The sequence below is a fragment of the Thermodesulfobacteriota bacterium genome (assembly GCA_035559815.1).
Lineage (GTDB): Bacteria > Desulfobacterota_D > UBA1144 > Nemesobacterales > CSP1-2 > DATMAT01.
In genome coordinates this window covers 1-17036 of the sequence record DATMAT010000031.1, presented here as the reverse complement: position 1 = coordinate 17036, position 17036 = coordinate 1, and the positions used below count along the sequence as shown (strand labels likewise).

Genomic DNA, 17036 nt, shown 5'->3' with positions numbered 1-17036 from the left:
TACTTTCCTGTCTAATACTCATAATTTACATTATTATCAACTAAGGGTATTATGAGCAAAGTGAGAGAGTCTAACGAAGAAGAATTAAATTATCTCAAAGAAAAGTACGAGAAACTTTTGATCGAAAATCCCTCCTCTGCCGCCTTCGTCTTCCTGGCAGAAATCTTGATAAAAAGGTCGCAATTTGACCGGGCCACCGATATCCTGGTGGAAGGTTTGAGACGGAACCCGGACAACGTCACCGCAAAGTTCCTTTTAGGAAAGATACATCTTGACCGAGGAATGATAAACCAAGCCAAAAAGGAGATGGGAGAGGTGCTGCAGTCCGCCCCGGATAATGTGGCGGCGGGTAAGATTCTCATACAAATCTACCGGGACGAGGGCGAACCGCATAAAGCCCTTGGTATTGCCCAGTCCATTTCGTTTTACATTCCCGGGGACGATGAATTAAAGTTGGTCATCGAAGAACTTGAACGAGAGATCTCTCTCACTGGGGAGATAGAATCAACAGATGAACCAGAATCCATCGGCGACCAGGATGGTGAAGAGTCTTTTCCGAACCTCCTGCAGGCAGAAATATACACCGAAACCATGGCCGATCTTTACATGAGCCAGGGGTTTTATGCCGATGCCGCGGGGGTTTACGAAAAACTATTAGAGCGCGACCGGACGAATGATTCTTTGGAGAGAAAATTGAAAAGGGCAAAAGCATATTTGTTGAGTGAAAAAGCCGGTTTTGTGAACAAGAAATGAATGATGCAGGATACAGGATGCACGATATAAAATACATCTTTTCATCATGCATCATGAATCTTGCATCTTACATAGTTTGTCTTTGCACCAGGCCTATGTTAATTAATGATTTAAATGCATCATCGAGGACTAAAAAATGAAGATCCTGGTAATACACGGACCCAATCTCAACCTTCTCGGAAAACGAGAGCCGGAAGTATACGGCACGACAAACCTGGATGAAATCAACAACCTTCTCCAGAAAGAGGCAAAGGTATTGGGCATTGGTATTGATTTCTTCCAGTCAAACTCTGAGGGCGATATAGTAAGCAAAATTCAGGAAGGGATGGGAAAATTGAATGGAATAGTTATTAATCCAGGCGCTTATACCCATACCAGCATCGCCATTAGAGACGCCATTACCTCTACCGGCATACCCACAGCGGAGGTTCATATTTCAAACATTTTTAAACGAGAGGAGTTCAGACAGAAGTCTTTTATTTCCGGCGTGGCCATTGGGGTAATATCCGGATTCGGGGTGGATAGTTACCTGCTGGGATTGAGAGGGCTGGTGAGCCACCTGAAGAGGAAAAGCGAGTAAACCACGAATTGATACGAATGAAAGCGATCGAGATGCACGATACACGATGCAGGATAGAAAATTTTCTTTAATCACGGATCATGCATCGTTCGATTGAGCTCTCGACGAAGTCTGGGATTGTTGCATCAGTGCTGATTCGTGAATATTCGTGGCTAGATATTAACAAATGAAAAAAAACTGGGTTTTAGAAAAAGAAAATCCCAAGCTCAGAGAGAAAATTACCAAGACCCTCGGAATATCTCCTCTCACCGCTCAGGTTTTGATTAACCGCGGAGTAGAGAACGAAGCGGAGGCAGAGCTCTTCATCAAAAGCAGCCTCTTTGACCTCCCTTCACCTTATCTCATGAAGGGTATGGACAAGGCAGTAGAAAGATTAAAATCGGCCGTAGAGAAAAAAGAGAAGATTGCCATTTATGGAGACTACGATGTCGACGGCGTTACCGCTACCGCTCTACTATATACCTTTCTCGGTAATCTAGGCGCCAGCGTCACCTACTATAACCCGGACCGGATAAAAGAGGGATATGGTGTTAACACGGAGGCCATTCACAAACTCAAGGCGGAAGAGGTCTCCTTGATAATCTCGGGTGATTGTGGCATTACCGCCTGGAAAGAGGTAGAAGAGGCCAAAAAATTAGGAATCGATTTCATCGTTACTGACCATCACGAACCACCGGAACTAATTCCCGACGCCGTTTCGGTCTTGAATCCGCACCAATCCGGATGTGCCTATCCCGGGAAGGAGGTTACCGGCGTCGGAGTGGTCTACAACCTGGCCATAGCTTTGAGAAGAGCCCTCAGGGATTCCGGTTTTTTCAAAGGAACCGAGCCCAACCTGGGGGATTACCTAGACCTAGTTGCCCTAGGAACGGTAGCCGACTGCGCGCCTCTTACAAACGTAAACCGCATCCTGGTGAAAGAGGGAATAAAGAGGATGTTAAACCCCAAGCGCCCGGGGATTATGGCACTGAAGGAGGCTAGCGGCATCAAGGAAGCGGTAGATTCTTATGATCTCGGCTTCAAACTCGGCCCCAGGGTGAACGCCTCGGGAAGATTAAACAGCGCCAGAGCCGCCGTTGAGCTTTTGATCGCTTCGGATTTGGAACGGGCCAGGGAGCTGGCCAAAAAACTCAACCAGGAAAACTCAAAGAGGCAGGATATCGAAGAGGAGATTTTTATCGATGCTGTTTCACAAATCGAGTCTAATCCCAGCCTTCTCAATTCTAACTCCCTGGTTCTGTCGTCTCCAAATTGGCACCCCGGAGTAATAGGCATAGTGGCATCGAGAATCGTGGAAAGATACCAAAGGCCGGCCATTCTCATTGCCGTCGGCGATGATGGAATCGGCAAAGGGTCGGGCAGGAGCGTCGAGGGAATAAATATCTATTCGGCGCTTTCCGAGTGCGGGGAACTATTCCAGAAATTCGGTGGGCATGAGTTGGCCGCAGGTATCTCCATCAAAGAGGAAAACATCGATAAGTTAAGGGCCCTGTTTGAAAAAGCGGTTCAAAAATCAGACGGTGACTTTGTATCGAAGCTCAAGATCGATTGTCTGGTGAATCTAGCCGATATCAACGATTCGGTGGTCTCCGAGCTCGGTCTACTCGCCCCTTTTGGGATTGGAAATCATGAGCCGCTCCTTTTGGCACAATCGGTCGACGTAGTTTCCCAACGAAACTATAAAGATAAACACCTGGGCCTTAAGCTAAGACAGAATGGGAGATTTTTTGATGCCATCTGGTTTAACCTCAAAGAGCCGGTTACCCTTCCCCATAAGGTTGACGTTGTTTTCACTCCGGAGTTCAACACCTGGAATGGAAAAAAAGAGGTTAGGCTCCGCATAATGGATGTGGATTGGTAATAGGGAATGGCGAAAGCGGGAAAGGCTGTGCTGTCTACATGAACCGACTAAGTGCTGTTTATCAGAGTGGTTGGCTTTAGCCATAAGAAAACAAATCCATTTGCAGCTCCATTCAAACCGTGTTAGCTTTAAACTCCTCAAAATAAAAAGCGGAGTCGAGAAGATATATGTACCCGGTGCTTTTTAGAATAGGAGACGTGGTAATCTCCTCCTACTCCGTCATGGTACTCCTTGCCTTCCTGGTTGGTTACTGGTTAGGTGAGATAGAACTCAAGCGGAGGGGACTAAACGGGAACCTGGCTGATTTGCTACTCCTCGCCTGTGTATTAGGAGGAATAGGCGGGGGAAAGGTCCTTTTCCTCCTACAGAATGTAACTTTATCCGAACTGGTAGCTGACCCCGTCCAGTATCTCTCCTCAGGACTCACCTTCTATGGAGGGTTGATCGGGGCCCTCTTGCTGATCGGGCTCGTTGTATGGAAAAAAAAAGTAAGCTACTGGGCAGTCACGGACTCCCTGGCCCCCGGGCTCATATTGGCATACGCTGTCGGCAGGGTCGGCTGCTTTCTGGTGGGCGACGATTACGGAACCCCGTCAGACCTGCCCTGGGCTATGGCTTTTCCCCATGGTGCGCCCCCAACCATGGAAAGGGTTCATCCCACCCAGGTATATGACACCCTCCTAATGATTGGTTTATTCCTCTTTATCTGGAAGATTCGTAAGAAAGAGAGACCTAATGGCTGGCTCTCCTCAGTCATGTTTATCTTACTGGGAATTGAAAGATTTCTCATAGAATTCATCCGAAATACCAGTCCCAGCTTTATTCCCGGACTTTCTCAGGCTCAGCTAATTTCAGTTGGAATAATAATTCTAGGGGTTTTGAAGCTCATTCAGCTTAGGGCCGCCGCCAAGGCTAGGAGCTAGAAAGCGAGGGCGATCTTTTATTGCCCCATATAGAACGAATTCAAACCATTCCAGGCAAAGAAAGCATTTTGTAAAGTGGGATAGAGTTGTTAAACTTACTACTCCATAACACCATACCCATTATTTAATACAGGAATTCTTGAATGCGCATTGTAATCATAGGAGCCGGTCAAATCGGGTCCTTTCTGGCAAAAAGTCTCTCTCAGGAACACGACATCGTGGTCATCGAGAAAGAGAGGGACACGGTCGAGCGGATTAAAGAAACACTCGACGTTCTTACCATTCAGGGCGACGGAGACAACCCGGCCGTCTTGAAAGAAGCGGAGATAGAGAAGGCTGATATAGTAATTTGCGTCTCCGGAGATGACCGAACCAATATCCTTTCCGCCCTTTTTTCCCACTCTCACGGGATCCAAAGGGTCATTGCCCGGATTGACGACCCCAGATACCTGGAGTATCCGGCTCTTCTCAAAAGGCCGGAGATACTAATCGTCAATACCGGGTCTATAGTTGCCGAGAAAATTACCGGCCTCATCAGTGCACCTTTCGCCTGGAAGACGGAAACGTTTGCCATGGGCAAGATTCAGATGCTGAAGCTAAAGATAGAAGAATCCGCCCCGATAATCGGAAAGAAGCTAGCCGAGCTGGGCCCGGCTAAATCCTGGATATTCGTGGCAGTATCCAGAAACGGAAAGATTACCATACCCACCGGGGAAACCAGGTTAAAGGCAGGAGACTACGTTTTTGCCTTTGGAGTCCCGTCGGTCCTTCAAAGACTCAAGGAACTTCTTGGAGTGAGAGAGGAAAAAGTAGAATCGGTGGTCATAGTAGGCGGTGGAAAAATCGGTAGTAAAGTGGCGATGAACCTTTGTGAGCATGAGATTTCCGTGAGGTTAATCGAGAATGACCCTAACCAGGCCAGGAGAATCGCCGAAGATCTACCGAGCGTGTTAGTATTCAATGGCGATGCCACAGACAGCGAAACGCTCAAAGAAGCCGGCGTCGCTTCCGCCGATTACTTCATCGCCCTCACCGGTGATGACGAGGATAATGTATTCAGCGCACTCCTGGCCAAGAATCTGGGGGCTAAGAAGGCTACTGTTCTCTACACCAAGCCCGAGTACATAGAGGTAATCGAGGCGATCGGCGTGGACAGGGCGGTGAGCGTGAGGCTTGCCACCGCTAACGAAATTTTGAGCCATCTAAGAATCGGGGGGGTTACTCACGTAGCTCTAGTCGAAGAAGGAAAAGCAGAAGTGCTGGAATTTGAAGTAACCAAGAATACAAAAATCCTCGACTGTCCGCTTCAAAAAGCAGGATTTCCACATGGGGCCATAGTCGGAATTGTCTCTCGTGGGAGCGAAGTAATCATACCCCGGGGAGACTACAAACCGCTTCTAGGGGACAGGCTAATTGTTTTCTCTCTTCCCGAGGCAGTAAAAAACGTAGAGAAGATTCTCGGCTAGTGAACATAAAACTTTCCCTCAATCCCATAGGCCACTTTCTAAAATTTTTGGGACTGCTTATGCTGGTCCCGGCGGTTTGTTCCCTCATCTACGGGGAGGACGACCTAGAGACCTTTCTGATTTCTGCCATTATAACCTCCGTATTTGGACTGACCTTGGAGATTCTGACTAAAACATCCGAGGATTTCGAGGAACTGGAGAGAAGGGAGGCCTTTCTCATCGCCAGCCTGTGCTGGTTGTCCGCCAGCATTTTTGGGGCTATTCCTTATGTTGTCTACGGCGTTTTCGAAAATCCGGTTGACGCCTTTTTTGAATCGGTATCCGGATTCACTACCACCGGAGCTAGTGTCATGAGGGACATCGAATTATTCCCGCACGGAATCTTGTTCTGGCGAAACCTCACCCAATGGCTTGGCGGAATGGGCATCATAATCCTGGGAATCGCCATTCTTCCCCGGTTAGCGGTGGGCGGGATGCAGCTTATGTCCCTGGAGGTTCCCGGTCCTACTACCGAAAAGCTGACGCCGCGGATTACGGAGACGGCAAAAAAACTGTGGGTTGTGTATCTGCTGTTTTCGGCCATCCAGGCTTTGTTGCTTTTCTTGGCCGGGATGTCGGTCTACGATTCCATCGTCCACACCTTCTCCACCATGTCTACGGGCGGATACTCGACTAAGAACCTGAGCATCGGTGCCTTTGGAAACCCCTACATCGAGATTGTGGTCATTTTTTTTATGTTTATCGCCGGGATGAATTTCGTCCTTCATTACGGACTCTTGAGAGGAGACTACAAGAAGCTTATCCGGGACCCCGAATTTGGGTTCTATCTGTTTTTAACCATCGGCGCAATTATCCTCGTGACGTTAGAGCTATGGATGAGAATGAATCCGGACTTTCTCGATGCTCTGAGAGCCGCTTCGTTCCAAGTAGTATCGATAGGAACCACCACCGGCTTTGCCACGGATAATTTTGACCTGTGGCCTTCCTTCTCCAAATGGCTTCTTCTGATACTGATGTTTCTGGGAGGTTGTGCCGGGTCGACCTCCGGTGCTATCAAAAACATACGCATCATGATTCTTTTGAAAAAATGCTACAGAGAAATTCACAAGTTGATTTATCCAAAGGCGGTCCTACCGATAAGGCTAGGGAAAAAAGCAGTCAGCGAAGAAGCGGTATCCAGTGCAACCGGATTCTTTTTGCTTTACTTGGTGGTCTTTCTAATCGGAACCTTGCTTATCATGGCTGAAGGGGCCTCTATAGTTACCGCAATTTCGGCCTGTGCGGCAACCATTGGGAACGTAGGACCAGGGCTGGAGCAAGTAGGCCCCACTCTCAACTACGCCGGCCTAACCTCCTTGTCCAAAATCGTCCTCTCGCTGCTTATGCTTCTGGGAAGGCTTGAACTATTCACCATCCTGGTTCTTTTTGCCCCGGCGTTCTGGAGAAAGTAACGCCAACGTTAAGCCCAATTTCCGAAAGCACAATCTATTTCCGCTAATCCAAGATTATTAAATAAACCTTCCCGCATTAAACCAAAGCATTTGAACGACTGAAAATGGTATAATATCCCCCAATTTATTAGATGCCCGAACAGAAAGACCGGCTTAAAGAACTTAATCCCACACAGCTTGTCGTCCTAACATTCGCCGCCGCATGTGTCATCGGGGGAGTTCTACTCAAACTCCCTATCGCCACCCATGGCGGAATATCCTTCGTCGATGCCCTTTTTACGGCCACGTCTGCAGTGTGTGTTACTGGACTAATTGTGGTAGACACCGGCACTAAATTTACCGATTTTGGGAAGATAGTGATTCTTCTACTGATTCAGGTAGGAGGGCTGGGTATTGCTACCTACGGCGCCGTTTTTACTTCCGTACTCACCGGCAGACTGAGCTTGAAGAATAGAGCAGTGATACGTGACTCCTTCGCCCATTTCGGGGTGACCAACTTCAGAACACTGTTATTCGAGATTGTTCTATTTACATTACTGGTCGAACTTGTAGGAGCGCTCTTTCTTTTCATGTTTATTCCGGAAGGTGGTTTTTTTACCGCTCTTTTCCATTCGGTGGCTGCTTTCTGCAATGCTGGCTTCTCCTTTTACCCGGATAGCTTCATCGGATATAAGAATCATACCGGAGTAAACCTGGTTCTGATCTTCGTCCTAGTGACCGGCGGTATAGGTTTTTTGGTTGTCCGCGACTTGAGACTCTACTTTTTGAAAAAAATTCCGCAAATCTCCCTTCATTCCCGGATCGTACTTTTACTAAGCGTAGTTCTCCTAGTGGGCGGCGGGGTAGCCATCCTGGGGCTTGAATGGAATGGAGCTTTGAAAGAAATGCCGCTAAAAGAGAAAATTCTCATTTCTATTTTTCAATCTGCTACTGCCAGGACGACCGGATTTAACACCATAGACCTCACCCTATTCTCAAGCTCTACGCTTTTCATCATGATTATTTTAATGTTTATCGGTGCATCTCCGGGCTCATGCGGCGGCGGTATAAAAACTTCAACCCTCGCCGTGCTGCTCGCTTTCATCAAAGACCGCTCCTTGGGAAGAGAAGAGGTTTTTCTTTCTAATAGAACAATACCCCGAGACCTTGTATCCAAGGGTATTGCCGTGGTCACGGCAAGTTCACTGGTGATAATTTTCATGTCAGTAGTGCTGACTGCATCAGAAAGTTGGGCAATCTCCTATACTAAAATGCCCGGTATCTATATGGATGCGCTTTTTGAAATCGTATCTGCTTTTGGAACAGTGGGGCTCTCCCTCGGGCTTACCGCAAAGCTCTCAACTTTTGGTAAAATTGTGGTAATCTTCACTATGCTTATCGGAAGGGTGGGACCACTTGCCATCGCCCTGGCAGTCGGAGGAGAAAAGCCAGTTCGTTTTAAATACGCAGAAGAAAGAGTCATGGTTGGATGAAGAGAGCCAGATTTCTAGTTTGCGGGCTGGGCAATTTCGGGTCTTATTTGGCAAGAAGACTTTTTGAAAAAGGCCAGGAAGTTATTGCCATCGACATCGATGAAAAAAGGGTTGCTGAGGCCAAGGATTATGTTTCCGAAGCGGTAGTAGCAGATGTTTCTGAAAGAGAGGCACTGGACCAAATCGGCCTGGGGTCGATTGATGCAGCGGTAATAAGCCTGGGAGAAAGCAGGATAGATGCAAGCGTGCTGGCTACCTTACATATACGCGACATCGGAATAACAAGAATAATCGTCAAAGCAATTTCTCAGGACCACGCTAGAATAGTCGAAAAAATTGGGGCAACAGAAGTTATATTCCCAGAAAGGGAAGCAGCCCTGAGACTGGCAGACAAATTGAGTACCCCACATGTTTTTGAACAGATAAACCTCCACGAGGGCTACGCCTTAGTGGAAATGAAAGCCCCAAAGGAACTATGTGATAAGACCCTCCAAGAAGCCCACATAAGGTCAAAGTATGGCATAACCGTGGTCTGGATAAACAGAAAAACCGCGGAAGGAAAAGAGGTTTCCATAGTCCCGCGTCCGGAGGATAAAATCATGGCCGGTGATGTACTCTTCGTACTCGGAGAGGAGAAAGCAATCGAAGGATTCAAGAAACTCAGGATATGAAGATAATTTTCAACCCCGAAGAACCGCTTGAATTTCCTACATCCGTAACCATCGGAATCTTCGATGGGGTTCACGTAGGACATAAGAAAATCATCGGGCTCCTGAAAAATGAGGCCCGGGAAAAGGGTCTTCATTCCTGTGTTGTCACTTTTCACCCTCATCCCCAGAAGGTGCTCCGCGGAACAGCCATGCCGCTCATAGTCCCCCTGAGAGAAAGACTGAAACTCCTGGAGAAAGAAGGAGTAGACATAACCGTATGCTTTAATTTCACCAAAGAGTTTGCCCAAATATCCGCCAAGGATTTTGTGAGAGACACCCTAGTAAGAAAGTTGCGTGTTAGGACTATATTCGTGGGTCCGGACTTTTTTTTCGGCAGGAAAAGAGAAGGCAACATCGATTTGCTGGAATCGCTGGGCAGGACCCATGGCTTCGAGACCAAAATAGTGGAACCCGTTTCCCTGGACAACGAACCGGTCAGCAGCACCGTTATTAGGGATTTGATCGAAAACGGAAAGGTGGAAAAAGCGGGAAGATTCCTTGGCAGAAATTTCTTTATCGAGGGCAGAATAAAAGAGGGAGAAAAGAGGGGAAGGGTGCTCGGCTTCCCCACCGCCAACCTAGATACCGACTGGGAGCTTCTTCCTAAAAGAGGAGTTTACGTTACCTGGGCGTACATTGACGAGAAAATCTTCAAGAGCATAACCAACGTCGGTATCCGCCCCACCTTCGATGCTAACCAGCTACTCATAGAAACTCACCTACTTGATTTCAGTGGCGACGTTTACGGAAAAACCATGAGACTGGAGTTCTTAGAAAGATTGAGAGACGAAAGACGGTTCGAAAGCGTCGATGCTCTGGTTGCAGAGATTAGAAAGGACGTGGAGAAGGCGAAAGAGATTTTTGATAAAAAGAGCACGGTCGGTCTATAGCCCGCTGAGGTTTGGAATTAGGCCGCCTTGCGGGCTGATACGAAAGGCAGCGAATCTTTTAGCCCTGCTTCAGATACTGTAAACTTAGACTTTTCTCGAATGTTAGTGGTATACTTCGAGGCTAAGGGGGACGATATTTGAGCATAAAAGCAACTACCAAGGTCTATGGTATCTTTGGTCATCCGGTAAACCATAGCCTTTCCCCGATAATGCACAACTGTGCTTTCCAGGCGCTTGATCTAGACTGCGTATACGTTGCTTTCGATATACAGCCTAAGGACCTTGAGTCTGCCGCTCGCGCAATCAAGTCCCTGGGAATCGCCGGGGTGAACATCACCATTCCCCACAAGGAAAGCATGACCTTTTTCCTAGATCAAATCTCTCCCGAGGTGGCACTTACCGGCGCCGTCAATACAGTGAAGAACGATAACGGAAAGCTGAAAGGGTATAACACAGATGTGGGAGGATTTCTTAGGGCGATAAAGGAGGATCTAGGGCTTCATCCAAAGGGTTTGAGTGTGACTGTATTGGGAGCCGGGGGAGCGGGGCGAGCTGTGCTTTCGGCGCTATGCATGAATGACGCATCCCATGTTTACCTGATAAACCGGACCTTCGACAAAGCAAAAAAACTGGTATCCGAGTTCAAAAAGCACTTCAAAGACACGATGATCGAGGCTATTTCCCCCGAGGATAAGCAGATGGTCGAAAGCTGTCTGGGTAGCACTAACCTCCTGGTTAACGCCACTTCTGCCGGAATGGAGGGTAGCAGTCTATTCGATATACCCCTCGAGTTCCTGCCCAAAGACTCGAAGGTATATGACTTAGTTTATAAGCCTCGCCAGACCGAGCTTATCAAAAGAGCAAAGGAGCTTGGTCACAAGGTCTCCGGAGGACTCAGTATGCTTTTATATCAAGGAGTAGAAAGCTTCAAGATATGGACGGGAATAGACGCCCCGGTAGAGGCTATGAGAAAAGCCATCCAATAACTTTGTCGTAAGGACCTACAGGGCCTGGTCTATTTTAATTATCTTAATATTAGCCTTCCTATTTCCACCAAATGGAGATTCCAGACGTGTCCGGAATAATTTTTAGCTTCAGCCTCGCCCAAAAACCATGTTTTCCAGGATCCTATATAATTTCAAGGTCGAATCAAAACCAGTTGAAATGTTTTTCATCATGATTAGAATGTACGGTATAGTGAATTCTCCATAAGGAGGACGCACAATGGCCAGGGATGATTTCGACTATGATAACCCCAGCAACTACAAAGGTTTTGACCTTTCCGATGTCGACGAGAAGGACCTCCCCGATGTGATGGAGAAAATAGATGTGATCCACGAAAACATGAAAACCATAAGGGAGCTGTGCAAAAAGCTAATTTCCATATATGAACCCATAGAGCAGAACGTAGAGGAGCTGAAAAAGGTAGAACCGGACGTACATCAGAAAATAATGGAAGAGGCTATAAGACTCTACGGAGATGAAAAGGGAAAACAGTTCGTCGAGCTAGTGCTGGGAAAGCTGGACCAGGAACCTATGAGGACCCAGATAGCCAAGGCAAAGGCTTTTATAATTTCTTATGACCGACAATTCGAGGACGAATACACAGACCCCATAAATCCCTCCGAGTTTCAGGAAAGCGATGTCTTCAAGACAATGCAAAAGCTGACCGGCGGCAAGAATCCCCTTCCCAGCCTCTCATCAACCGGATAAATAAATTGTAGAGGCGACTCGCCGAGTTGCCCCTACCTCGTATCAAGAACCTCGGGGTTAACCAGATTTCGAGGGGCTTCACCACTCAGCGCTTGAACCACATTTTCTACAGCCATGCTGGCCATCCTTTCCCTTGTTTCAAGGGAAGCACTCCCCAGATGAGGAAGAAGGACCACATTTCGCAGTTTCAAAAGTTTCTCTTCCACAGCCGGCTCTCTCTCGTAGACATCGAGTCCTGCCCCCCAGATGATTCTCTCCTCAAGGGCCAATGCCAGCTCCTTTTCCTTCACGATCTGACCCCGCCCTACATTCACCAGTACGGCAGTTCTTTTCATTTGTCTAAATTCATCGAGCCCAAAACGACCTCTGCTACCTTCGTTCAGGGGTGCAGCAATGGCCACAAAATCGGACTCTCTCAAAAGAGTAGGAAAATCAACGTAAATAGCTCCGCTTTCTTTTTCCGATTCTTCGTTTCTCTTCCTATTGTGGTAAATAACTCGCATGTCAAAACCCTTAGCCCTCCTGGCTATAGCCGTGCCGATACGTCCCATGCCGTAGATGCCCAGGGTTTTTCCATGAACATCAACGCCCAAAAAAAGGGTTGGCCTCCAGCCTACAAACCGACCTTCCCGCACAAACGAATCTCCGGATATAATTCTTCGGGCAACGGAGAAAATCAACGCCCAAGCCAAGTCTGCAGTAGTTTCGGTGAGAACCCCAGGCGTATTTGTCACCAAGATCCCTCTTTTGGTAGCATGGTCTACGTCTATGTTCTCGTATCCAACACCGCAATTGGAAATAACTAAGAGACTTGGACATGAGTCGATAACGGTGCTATCAATTCTATCTGTAACCATAGCCACCAAGGCGTGAGCATCCCTTGCGCCCCGGAGTATCTCCTCCTCAGTCGGCGAGCGTTCCTCCGAAAATACCTCCACTTTGTAATCTCTCTTCAAATCCTCCACTGATTTTCCGGGAAGATTGGCCGTTATATAAACCTTTTTCATTTGAAAACATTTAACCACAAAACCTGTGTCGAGCTTTGTCCAGACAACACTAAGACACGAAGTTGAAATATAGAATAGAGAAGTTAGGAGTCAGAAAAAAAACCATTTTAACTCCTGTATTCTGATTCCTGAACTTTTTCTTGAAACCACTTTTTTACGATGCATATTCTTCCTTTGTGCCGCGGTGCCTTAGTGGTTGAAAATTCTTTTATTTCTCAAACGGGTCGGGGATTTCCGGGTGCCAGAGCTTGAAGTGATTTTTGTGGTTCTCCGTATAAGCGCCCTCCGGGTAAAACTGGTCATAAAAATCAAGGTCGAGATGATGGGCCTGAACCATGAACCGCAAGAACATCGGGTCTGAGAAAGCGGGGAATCTACCGTAGGTGTCATACACGTAGTTGCAGATATCCTTCACGATTTGGATTTCCTCTTTGCTTGGCCTTTCGATCTCCTGCATCACCCCTTCCGGATTTTTGTAGGGCATTTTATGCGATGCCCAGTTGCTCCATTTTAAATCGTTAAGCGCTTCCACCGCCTCACCCATATCTTTGTAGTAGGGAGGGCAAAACGCTTCAAATAGACCGTCTTTACCCACCGCCACCGGATTAGGGTTTCCGGTTTCACCCTTAATCTTCGGGGTTATAAACCTAAAGCCCAGTCCCCTAAAAAAGGGCGTCCCACCAAGCATGAACATGCTGGCAAATCCGCTGAAAAGCCAACCGCCTAGGCCAAGAGCCTGTAGTGCCAGCACCATGTTCTGGCCCATGAAGGCCTGCTCAGCGATATAGCCATTGGCAAATCTCAATTCCGCCTCGATGAGCGGCATCCTCTTCCCTTCGTCTATTAATCCCTTTTTGAGCCATCCGGCAGTTCCGGGCGGCCTCATTCCGTGGAGTTCGTCGACAAAGTTAAACCGGTGGTCCGGTCTCATGTAGAAAAAGTAGAGGTTTATGATGCAAGCGGAGAGGTCTGTCACCGGCATGAACACGGTCGTGCCCGGTTTATTGACATTCCATAGATTATGTGCGGCGATACCAGGCGGACGGTTGGGCAGATGTGCGCGCTTATCTTCGAGGGTTATCCTCGATTCCTTGAATAGCTCCAGTATTCTTTCTACCCTTTCTTCTCGACTCAACCCTTCCAGGCCTTTAAAGTCGTCTGGTTTTTTGTCGTGCATTTTAATCATGTACGTGCCGTTATCGTTCGTGTAGAATAGCTCCGTCCTATGAACGTCGCCGAGTGCCGGTATGGTTTTACTGGTAAATTGCATCTCCAGGTCGAGCCCCACGTGTGGCGGAAAGTCGGAAAGGTTTATGCTCTTTATTCCCAGCCCAGTCCAGACCAGCAGTGCCTCTTCAAGCTCGGTAAGCGGGACGGAATTATGCTTGGATTGATACTTGAGAGGCCCTTTGTCAATCTCCATCCCCAGCCCGAATCTCCTCGACCTCCGCTGGAATACCGCATCTATAAACCGGTAGTCAATAAACATCTCCAGTCCTTTCGGATACTTGCTCATCTCTTTTCCTCTTTTGGGATTGAATTGTGAATCTTTAGTTTAGCTAATGTGTGGAGGGTTATCAAAGAGCAAGATTGTGGAATCGGGGTCATAGTTGTAGAAGTCTTTTGTATACTTTTGGTAAAACGGGCTTACAATATTTCCTTACCTAAGTCTTTCATCTTCGGAGATAAGATTGAGTATTGGCTGAGTTGTCAATCTGATTTCTAAAAGTGTTCAGCATGGTTATAACTTCGCTATGCAGTTCTAAGTAATCCCTAAGATCTATCGTAAGGTATTTACCATGAGCTATATTATTTCTTAAGCCAAGCAATCTCTCGTCGATGATTTTTTCCTTAGTAGCATAGGGCGAATAGTCAAGACCTAGCATAGAAACAATCTCCCGGAAAACCTTGTCAAGAAATAATTTAGAACAATACGCCTCTTCCCAGGACTGAAAAGCCCGTAGGACTAACCAAACCCCTACTATAAACAAAGTAATAACGAAAAGCTTTCTCATATTCTGTTTTTGTTGGGGAATACAAATAACCCAAGATATCATTTAAGTTCTAAAAATGACTTGCCGAATGAGTTGAACAAAGAGACAAGCAATCATCTATCCCGGTGAAGATGGCTATTGGGTAGCGGAGTGTCCTAGCCTTCCTGGATGTGTAAGCCAAGGGAAAAGCAAAGAAGAAGTTATCGCCAATATCAAAGAAGCGATTCAGGGATATATTTCGGCGCTTGAAGAAGACGGTTTACCTATTCCGGAAGAACATTTTGAAGCTCTAATAGTAGCAGTATGAGCAAGCCACTCAAGATTTCGGGCATAGGAGGTTGAAATATTAGATTTAGTTGAATCATACCTTTAAAACCTCCAGATCAAACTCTCTAGCAATCAGATCGAAATCCTTATCGTTGTGTAGAATTGGTATTTTATTTTCAATACAAACCGCCGCTATCATGCAGTCAATGGAATTTCTAATTGTGATACCCTTTGATCGAAGTGACCTATATATGCCAGCGGCAAGAAGAAACGTACCATGTTCCATGGGTAGATATATTAGGTTTGAAAGTACCGATTCTGTCTTTAGATATTCTTTCTCGTCTCTGATTCCCTGTAGTACCTCGGTAAGAATAACACCGCATAAACATATATCTTCTCTATTTACTATCAATGACTCAAAAGAAGACACCTGAGGTGTATTACGGCCTGCGAATAGGTCAATCCATACTGTAGTATCTACAAGAGTCATTAGGATATTCGGCCTTTACGCATAGCCTTGATATCACCTTGCCATGTAACCTTTCCTTTTAATTCCAGAATGTCTTTCTGGGATTCTCGACGGATTAGTTCACGCAAGGCGTAATCAACCAACTCTCTGCGTGTCTTGAGTCCGGTAGCCTTGAGCGCTTTTTTTACCAATGACTCATCGATGACAATATTTGTGCGTTTCATTCGGTATCTCCAGTATCGAAATATCATACACAAAATAACCGTCGGAAATGTGTATGTCAATATAATTCAAGCTTTCCCCTAAAGCGTCAGCATGTTGAATGAAATAGCCCACCTACTCTCTTCTTTTCCCTTAGCTCGTTGTAGAGCCTAACTGCTTCTTCGGTTTGCAATACATGTGTGGTGATACCTCTTTGCTTGAGCATCTCCAGGGTCTCCGGACAAACTTGGAGTTGCTCGTACACACCTTTTGAAAGTATCACTTCAGTAGCGCCGTGCTCCAGCAATTCTTCTACATCGGCGGGTTGGATGCCCGGCACATGACGGGTACCGGTTTCGTTCCAATCCCATTCCCTGGAGCCTCCGGGAAAGAGTTTGGCATCTTTGAATGGCTTCTCGTTACCTTCTACCTCTATTCTACCCCAGGATATTCTCTTTATTCTTGGAGAAATAACCATGGTGTTTTTAATTTTCGACCGTAAATAACATATTTAATATTGTAACCAGAACTGTATAAAAAATGAAAAACTTTCTGCAAGCTGCAGATGTATTGATATCGAGTAAATACTACTTCAAGCATTCTCATCTATAAATGGTTCTGATTGATTATCTCCCAGTCAAACCAGGAGACCAAGTCGGGGCTCCTCCCCCCATGTCATCCCCGTCCCCCCGGTTAAACCAGGGGACCAATCGGTGATTCACTCACCCGTCATTCCCGAATGTTCCCCGCTAAAGCTTGTATCCGAAAGTATTAATCGGATAACGTGCAGGGACAAGCTTAATCGGGACCCATTTTTTGAAAAACTGGATTCCCGCTTGCGCGGGAATGACAGATTGGGGGATTCCTATTTAAACTCGTACCGGAAAGTATTAATCGGGTAACATGTGGTAATGACAAGGGTAGTGGCTTCACGGGTTTGTAACGATGACAGGTGAGAAGCACATACTAAGAATGTCAAATTAGGATTCTGACACCTGGACTTCAACTGCATTTATCTCGACTTCCACACTGTTCAGCCCTACTCTGCCACCTGTCATTTCGACTGAAAGGAGAAATCTTAAAACACAAAAGATTCCTCACATTCGTTCGGAATGACATCGATATGAACATTCGAAATGACAATTTGACAGATAGCTGCACGGGTAGAGGTAGTGAACAAAAAGTAGAAGTGGTAAAGGGATTAACATGTGCCGGATAAAAATGGACATATCATTCTTCAGCAGATTGGTTTTTTAATGCTATTTTGAAGATACGAGAA

The 17036-nt window shown here is 46.5% G+C and carries 18 protein-coding genes; 12 read left to right on the top strand and 6 right to left on the bottom strand.

The genetic code is table 11. The annotated features are described in order from the left end of the window. The first annotated feature begins 51 nt into the window (after positions 1-51). The 11 genes from VNN20_08980 (at position 52) to VNN20_08930 (ending at position 11819) form a co-directional block, all read left to right on the top strand. Entirely contained in the window at positions 52-753 is a 702-nt protein-coding gene (locus VNN20_08980; GenBank protein HWP92315.1) for a tetratricopeptide repeat protein, read from the top strand. A gap of 136 nt (positions 754-889) precedes the next feature. Next, positions 890-1333, top strand: coding sequence for a type II 3-dehydroquinate dehydratase (gene aroQ, locus VNN20_08975; protein ID HWP92314.1), 444 nt, complete (start codon positions 890-892; stop codon positions 1331-1333). Between the two features lie 166 nt (positions 1334-1499). Then, the gene (gene recJ, locus VNN20_08970; GenBank protein ID HWP92313.1) at positions 1500-3194 is read left to right on the top strand and encodes a single-stranded-DNA-specific exonuclease RecJ; all 1695 of its coding nucleotides are present in this window, start codon (positions 1500-1502) and stop codon (positions 3192-3194) included. A 167-nt stretch (positions 3195-3361) separates the two neighbouring features. After that, positions 3362-4117 (top strand): prolipoprotein diacylglyceryl transferase, encoded by a 756-nt coding sequence (locus VNN20_08965; GenBank protein HWP92312.1) that lies wholly within the window; start codon positions 3362-3364, stop codon positions 4115-4117. A gap of 143 nt (positions 4118-4260) precedes the next feature. Beyond that, positions 4261-5583: a Trk system potassium transporter TrkA gene (trkA, locus tag VNN20_08960; protein HWP92311.1), complete on the top strand. Its 1323-nt coding sequence runs from the start codon at positions 4261-4263 to the stop codon at positions 5581-5583. Beyond that, complete coding sequence (locus VNN20_08955) at positions 5583-7034, top strand: potassium transporter TrkG (protein ID HWP92310.1); 1452 nt, start codon at positions 5583-5585, stop codon at positions 7032-7034. Before trkA ends, VNN20_08955 begins: the two co-directional genes overlap by 1 nt. Before the next feature lie 131 nt (positions 7035-7165). Next, positions 7166-8506: a potassium transporter TrkG gene (locus tag VNN20_08950; GenBank protein HWP92309.1), complete on the top strand. Its 1341-nt coding sequence runs from the start codon at positions 7166-7168 to the stop codon at positions 8504-8506. Beyond that, complete coding sequence (locus VNN20_08945) at positions 8503-9177, top strand: TrkA family potassium uptake protein (GenBank protein HWP92308.1); 675 nt, start codon at positions 8503-8505, stop codon at positions 9175-9177. Before VNN20_08950 ends, VNN20_08945 begins: the two co-directional genes overlap by 4 nt. Further along, entirely contained in the window at positions 9174-10106 is a 933-nt protein-coding gene (locus tag VNN20_08940) for a bifunctional riboflavin kinase/FAD synthetase (GenBank protein HWP92307.1), read from the top strand. Before VNN20_08945 ends, VNN20_08940 begins: the two co-directional genes overlap by 4 nt. A gap of 137 nt (positions 10107-10243) precedes the next feature. After that, the gene (locus tag VNN20_08935) at positions 10244-11092 is read left to right on the top strand and encodes a shikimate dehydrogenase (GenBank protein ID HWP92306.1); all 849 of its coding nucleotides are present in this window, start codon (positions 10244-10246) and stop codon (positions 11090-11092) included. Between the two features lie 238 nt (positions 11093-11330). Further along, the gene (locus VNN20_08930) at positions 11331-11819 is read left to right on the top strand and encodes a hypothetical protein (GenBank protein HWP92305.1); all 489 of its coding nucleotides are present in this window, start codon (positions 11331-11333) and stop codon (positions 11817-11819) included. Between the two features lie 32 nt (positions 11820-11851). Here the strand turns inward: VNN20_08930 and VNN20_08925 are convergent, their stop codons facing one another. The 3 genes from VNN20_08925 to VNN20_08915 all read right to left on the bottom strand — a co-directional run bounded on the left by VNN20_08925 (position 11852) and on the right by VNN20_08915 (position 14841). Continuing rightward, positions 11852-12826, bottom strand: a complete 975-nt coding sequence (locus VNN20_08925; protein HWP92304.1) for a D-glycerate dehydrogenase — start codon at positions 12824-12826, stop codon at positions 11852-11854. Between the two features lie 208 nt (positions 12827-13034). Next, on the bottom strand, positions 13035-14342 hold the full coding sequence (locus tag VNN20_08920) for a hypothetical protein (protein ID HWP92303.1): 1308 nt from the start codon (positions 14340-14342) through the stop codon (positions 13035-13037). Between the two features lie 157 nt (positions 14343-14499). Continuing rightward, positions 14500-14841 carry an MAE_28990/MAE_18760 family HEPN-like nuclease gene (locus VNN20_08915; protein HWP92302.1) on the bottom strand — a complete coding sequence of 114 codons (342 nt, stop codon included), beginning with the start codon at positions 14839-14841 and terminating at the stop codon, positions 14500-14502. A 94-nt stretch (positions 14842-14935) separates the two neighbouring features. Here VNN20_08915 and VNN20_08910 point away from each other — a divergent pair, with 94 nt between their 5' ends. Continuing rightward, the gene (locus VNN20_08910; GenBank protein ID HWP92301.1) at positions 14936-15127 is read left to right on the top strand and encodes a type II toxin-antitoxin system HicB family antitoxin; all 192 of its coding nucleotides are present in this window, start codon (positions 14936-14938) and stop codon (positions 15125-15127) included. 54 nt (positions 15128-15181) lie between these two features. On the opposite strand, the gene VNN20_08905 is transcribed toward VNN20_08910, so the two are convergent. The 3 genes from VNN20_08905 to VNN20_08895 all read right to left on the bottom strand — a co-directional run bounded on the left by VNN20_08905 (position 15182) and on the right by VNN20_08895 (position 16235). Further along, positions 15182-15577, bottom strand: coding sequence for a PIN domain nuclease (locus VNN20_08905; protein HWP92300.1), 396 nt, complete (start codon positions 15575-15577; stop codon positions 15182-15184). Continuing rightward, positions 15577-15780: a type II toxin-antitoxin system VapB family antitoxin gene (locus VNN20_08900; GenBank protein HWP92299.1), complete on the bottom strand. Its 204-nt coding sequence runs from the start codon at positions 15778-15780 to the stop codon at positions 15577-15579. The genes VNN20_08905 and VNN20_08900 overlap by 1 nt, the downstream gene beginning before the upstream one ends. 86 nt (positions 15781-15866) lie before the next feature. Further along, entirely contained in the window at positions 15867-16235 is a 369-nt protein-coding gene (locus VNN20_08895) for an Mth938-like domain-containing protein (GenBank protein ID HWP92298.1), read from the bottom strand. Between the last annotated feature and the right edge of the window lie 801 nt (positions 16236-17036).

Excerpts from the sequence above, each read along its gene's own strand:
- VNN20_08980 (HWP92315.1), top strand. The coding sequence starts at position 52 with ATGAGCAAAGTGAGAGAGTCTAACGAAGAAGAATTAAATTATCTCAAA.
- aroQ (HWP92314.1), top strand. The coding sequence starts at position 890 with ATGAAGATCCTGGTAATACACGGACCCAATCTCAACCTTCTCGGAAAA.
- recJ (HWP92313.1), top strand. The coding sequence starts at position 1,500 with ATGAAAAAAAACTGGGTTTTAGAAAAAGAAAATCCCAAGCTCAGAGAG.
- VNN20_08965 (HWP92312.1), top strand. The coding sequence starts at position 3,362 with ATGTACCCGGTGCTTTTTAGAATAGGAGACGTGGTAATCTCCTCCTAC.
- trkA (HWP92311.1), top strand. The coding sequence starts at position 4,261 with ATGCGCATTGTAATCATAGGAGCCGGTCAAATCGGGTCCTTTCTGGCA.
- VNN20_08950 (HWP92309.1), top strand. The coding sequence starts at position 7,166 with ATGCCCGAACAGAAAGACCGGCTTAAAGAACTTAATCCCACACAGCTT.
- VNN20_08945 (HWP92308.1), top strand. The coding sequence starts at position 8,503 with ATGAAGAGAGCCAGATTTCTAGTTTGCGGGCTGGGCAATTTCGGGTCT.
- VNN20_08940 (HWP92307.1), top strand. The coding sequence starts at position 9,174 with ATGAAGATAATTTTCAACCCCGAAGAACCGCTTGAATTTCCTACATCC.
- VNN20_08930 (HWP92305.1), top strand. The coding sequence starts at position 11,331 with ATGGCCAGGGATGATTTCGACTATGATAACCCCAGCAACTACAAAGGT.
- VNN20_08925 (HWP92304.1), bottom strand. The coding sequence starts at position 12,826 with ATGAAAAAGGTTTATATAACGGCCAATCTTCCCGGAAAATCAGTGGAG.
- VNN20_08920 (HWP92303.1), bottom strand. The coding sequence starts at position 14,342 with ATGAGCAAGTATCCGAAAGGACTGGAGATGTTTATTGACTACCGGTTT.
- VNN20_08915 (HWP92302.1), bottom strand. The coding sequence starts at position 14,841 with ATGAGAAAGCTTTTCGTTATTACTTTGTTTATAGTAGGGGTTTGGTTA.
- VNN20_08905 (HWP92300.1), bottom strand. The coding sequence starts at position 15,577 with ATGACTCTTGTAGATACTACAGTATGGATTGACCTATTCGCAGGCCGT.
- VNN20_08900 (HWP92299.1), bottom strand. The coding sequence starts at position 15,780 with ATGAAACGCACAAATATTGTCATCGATGAGTCATTGGTAAAAAAAGCG.
- VNN20_08895 (HWP92298.1), bottom strand. The coding sequence starts at position 16,235 with ATGGTTATTTCTCCAAGAATAAAGAGAATATCCTGGGGTAGAATAGAG.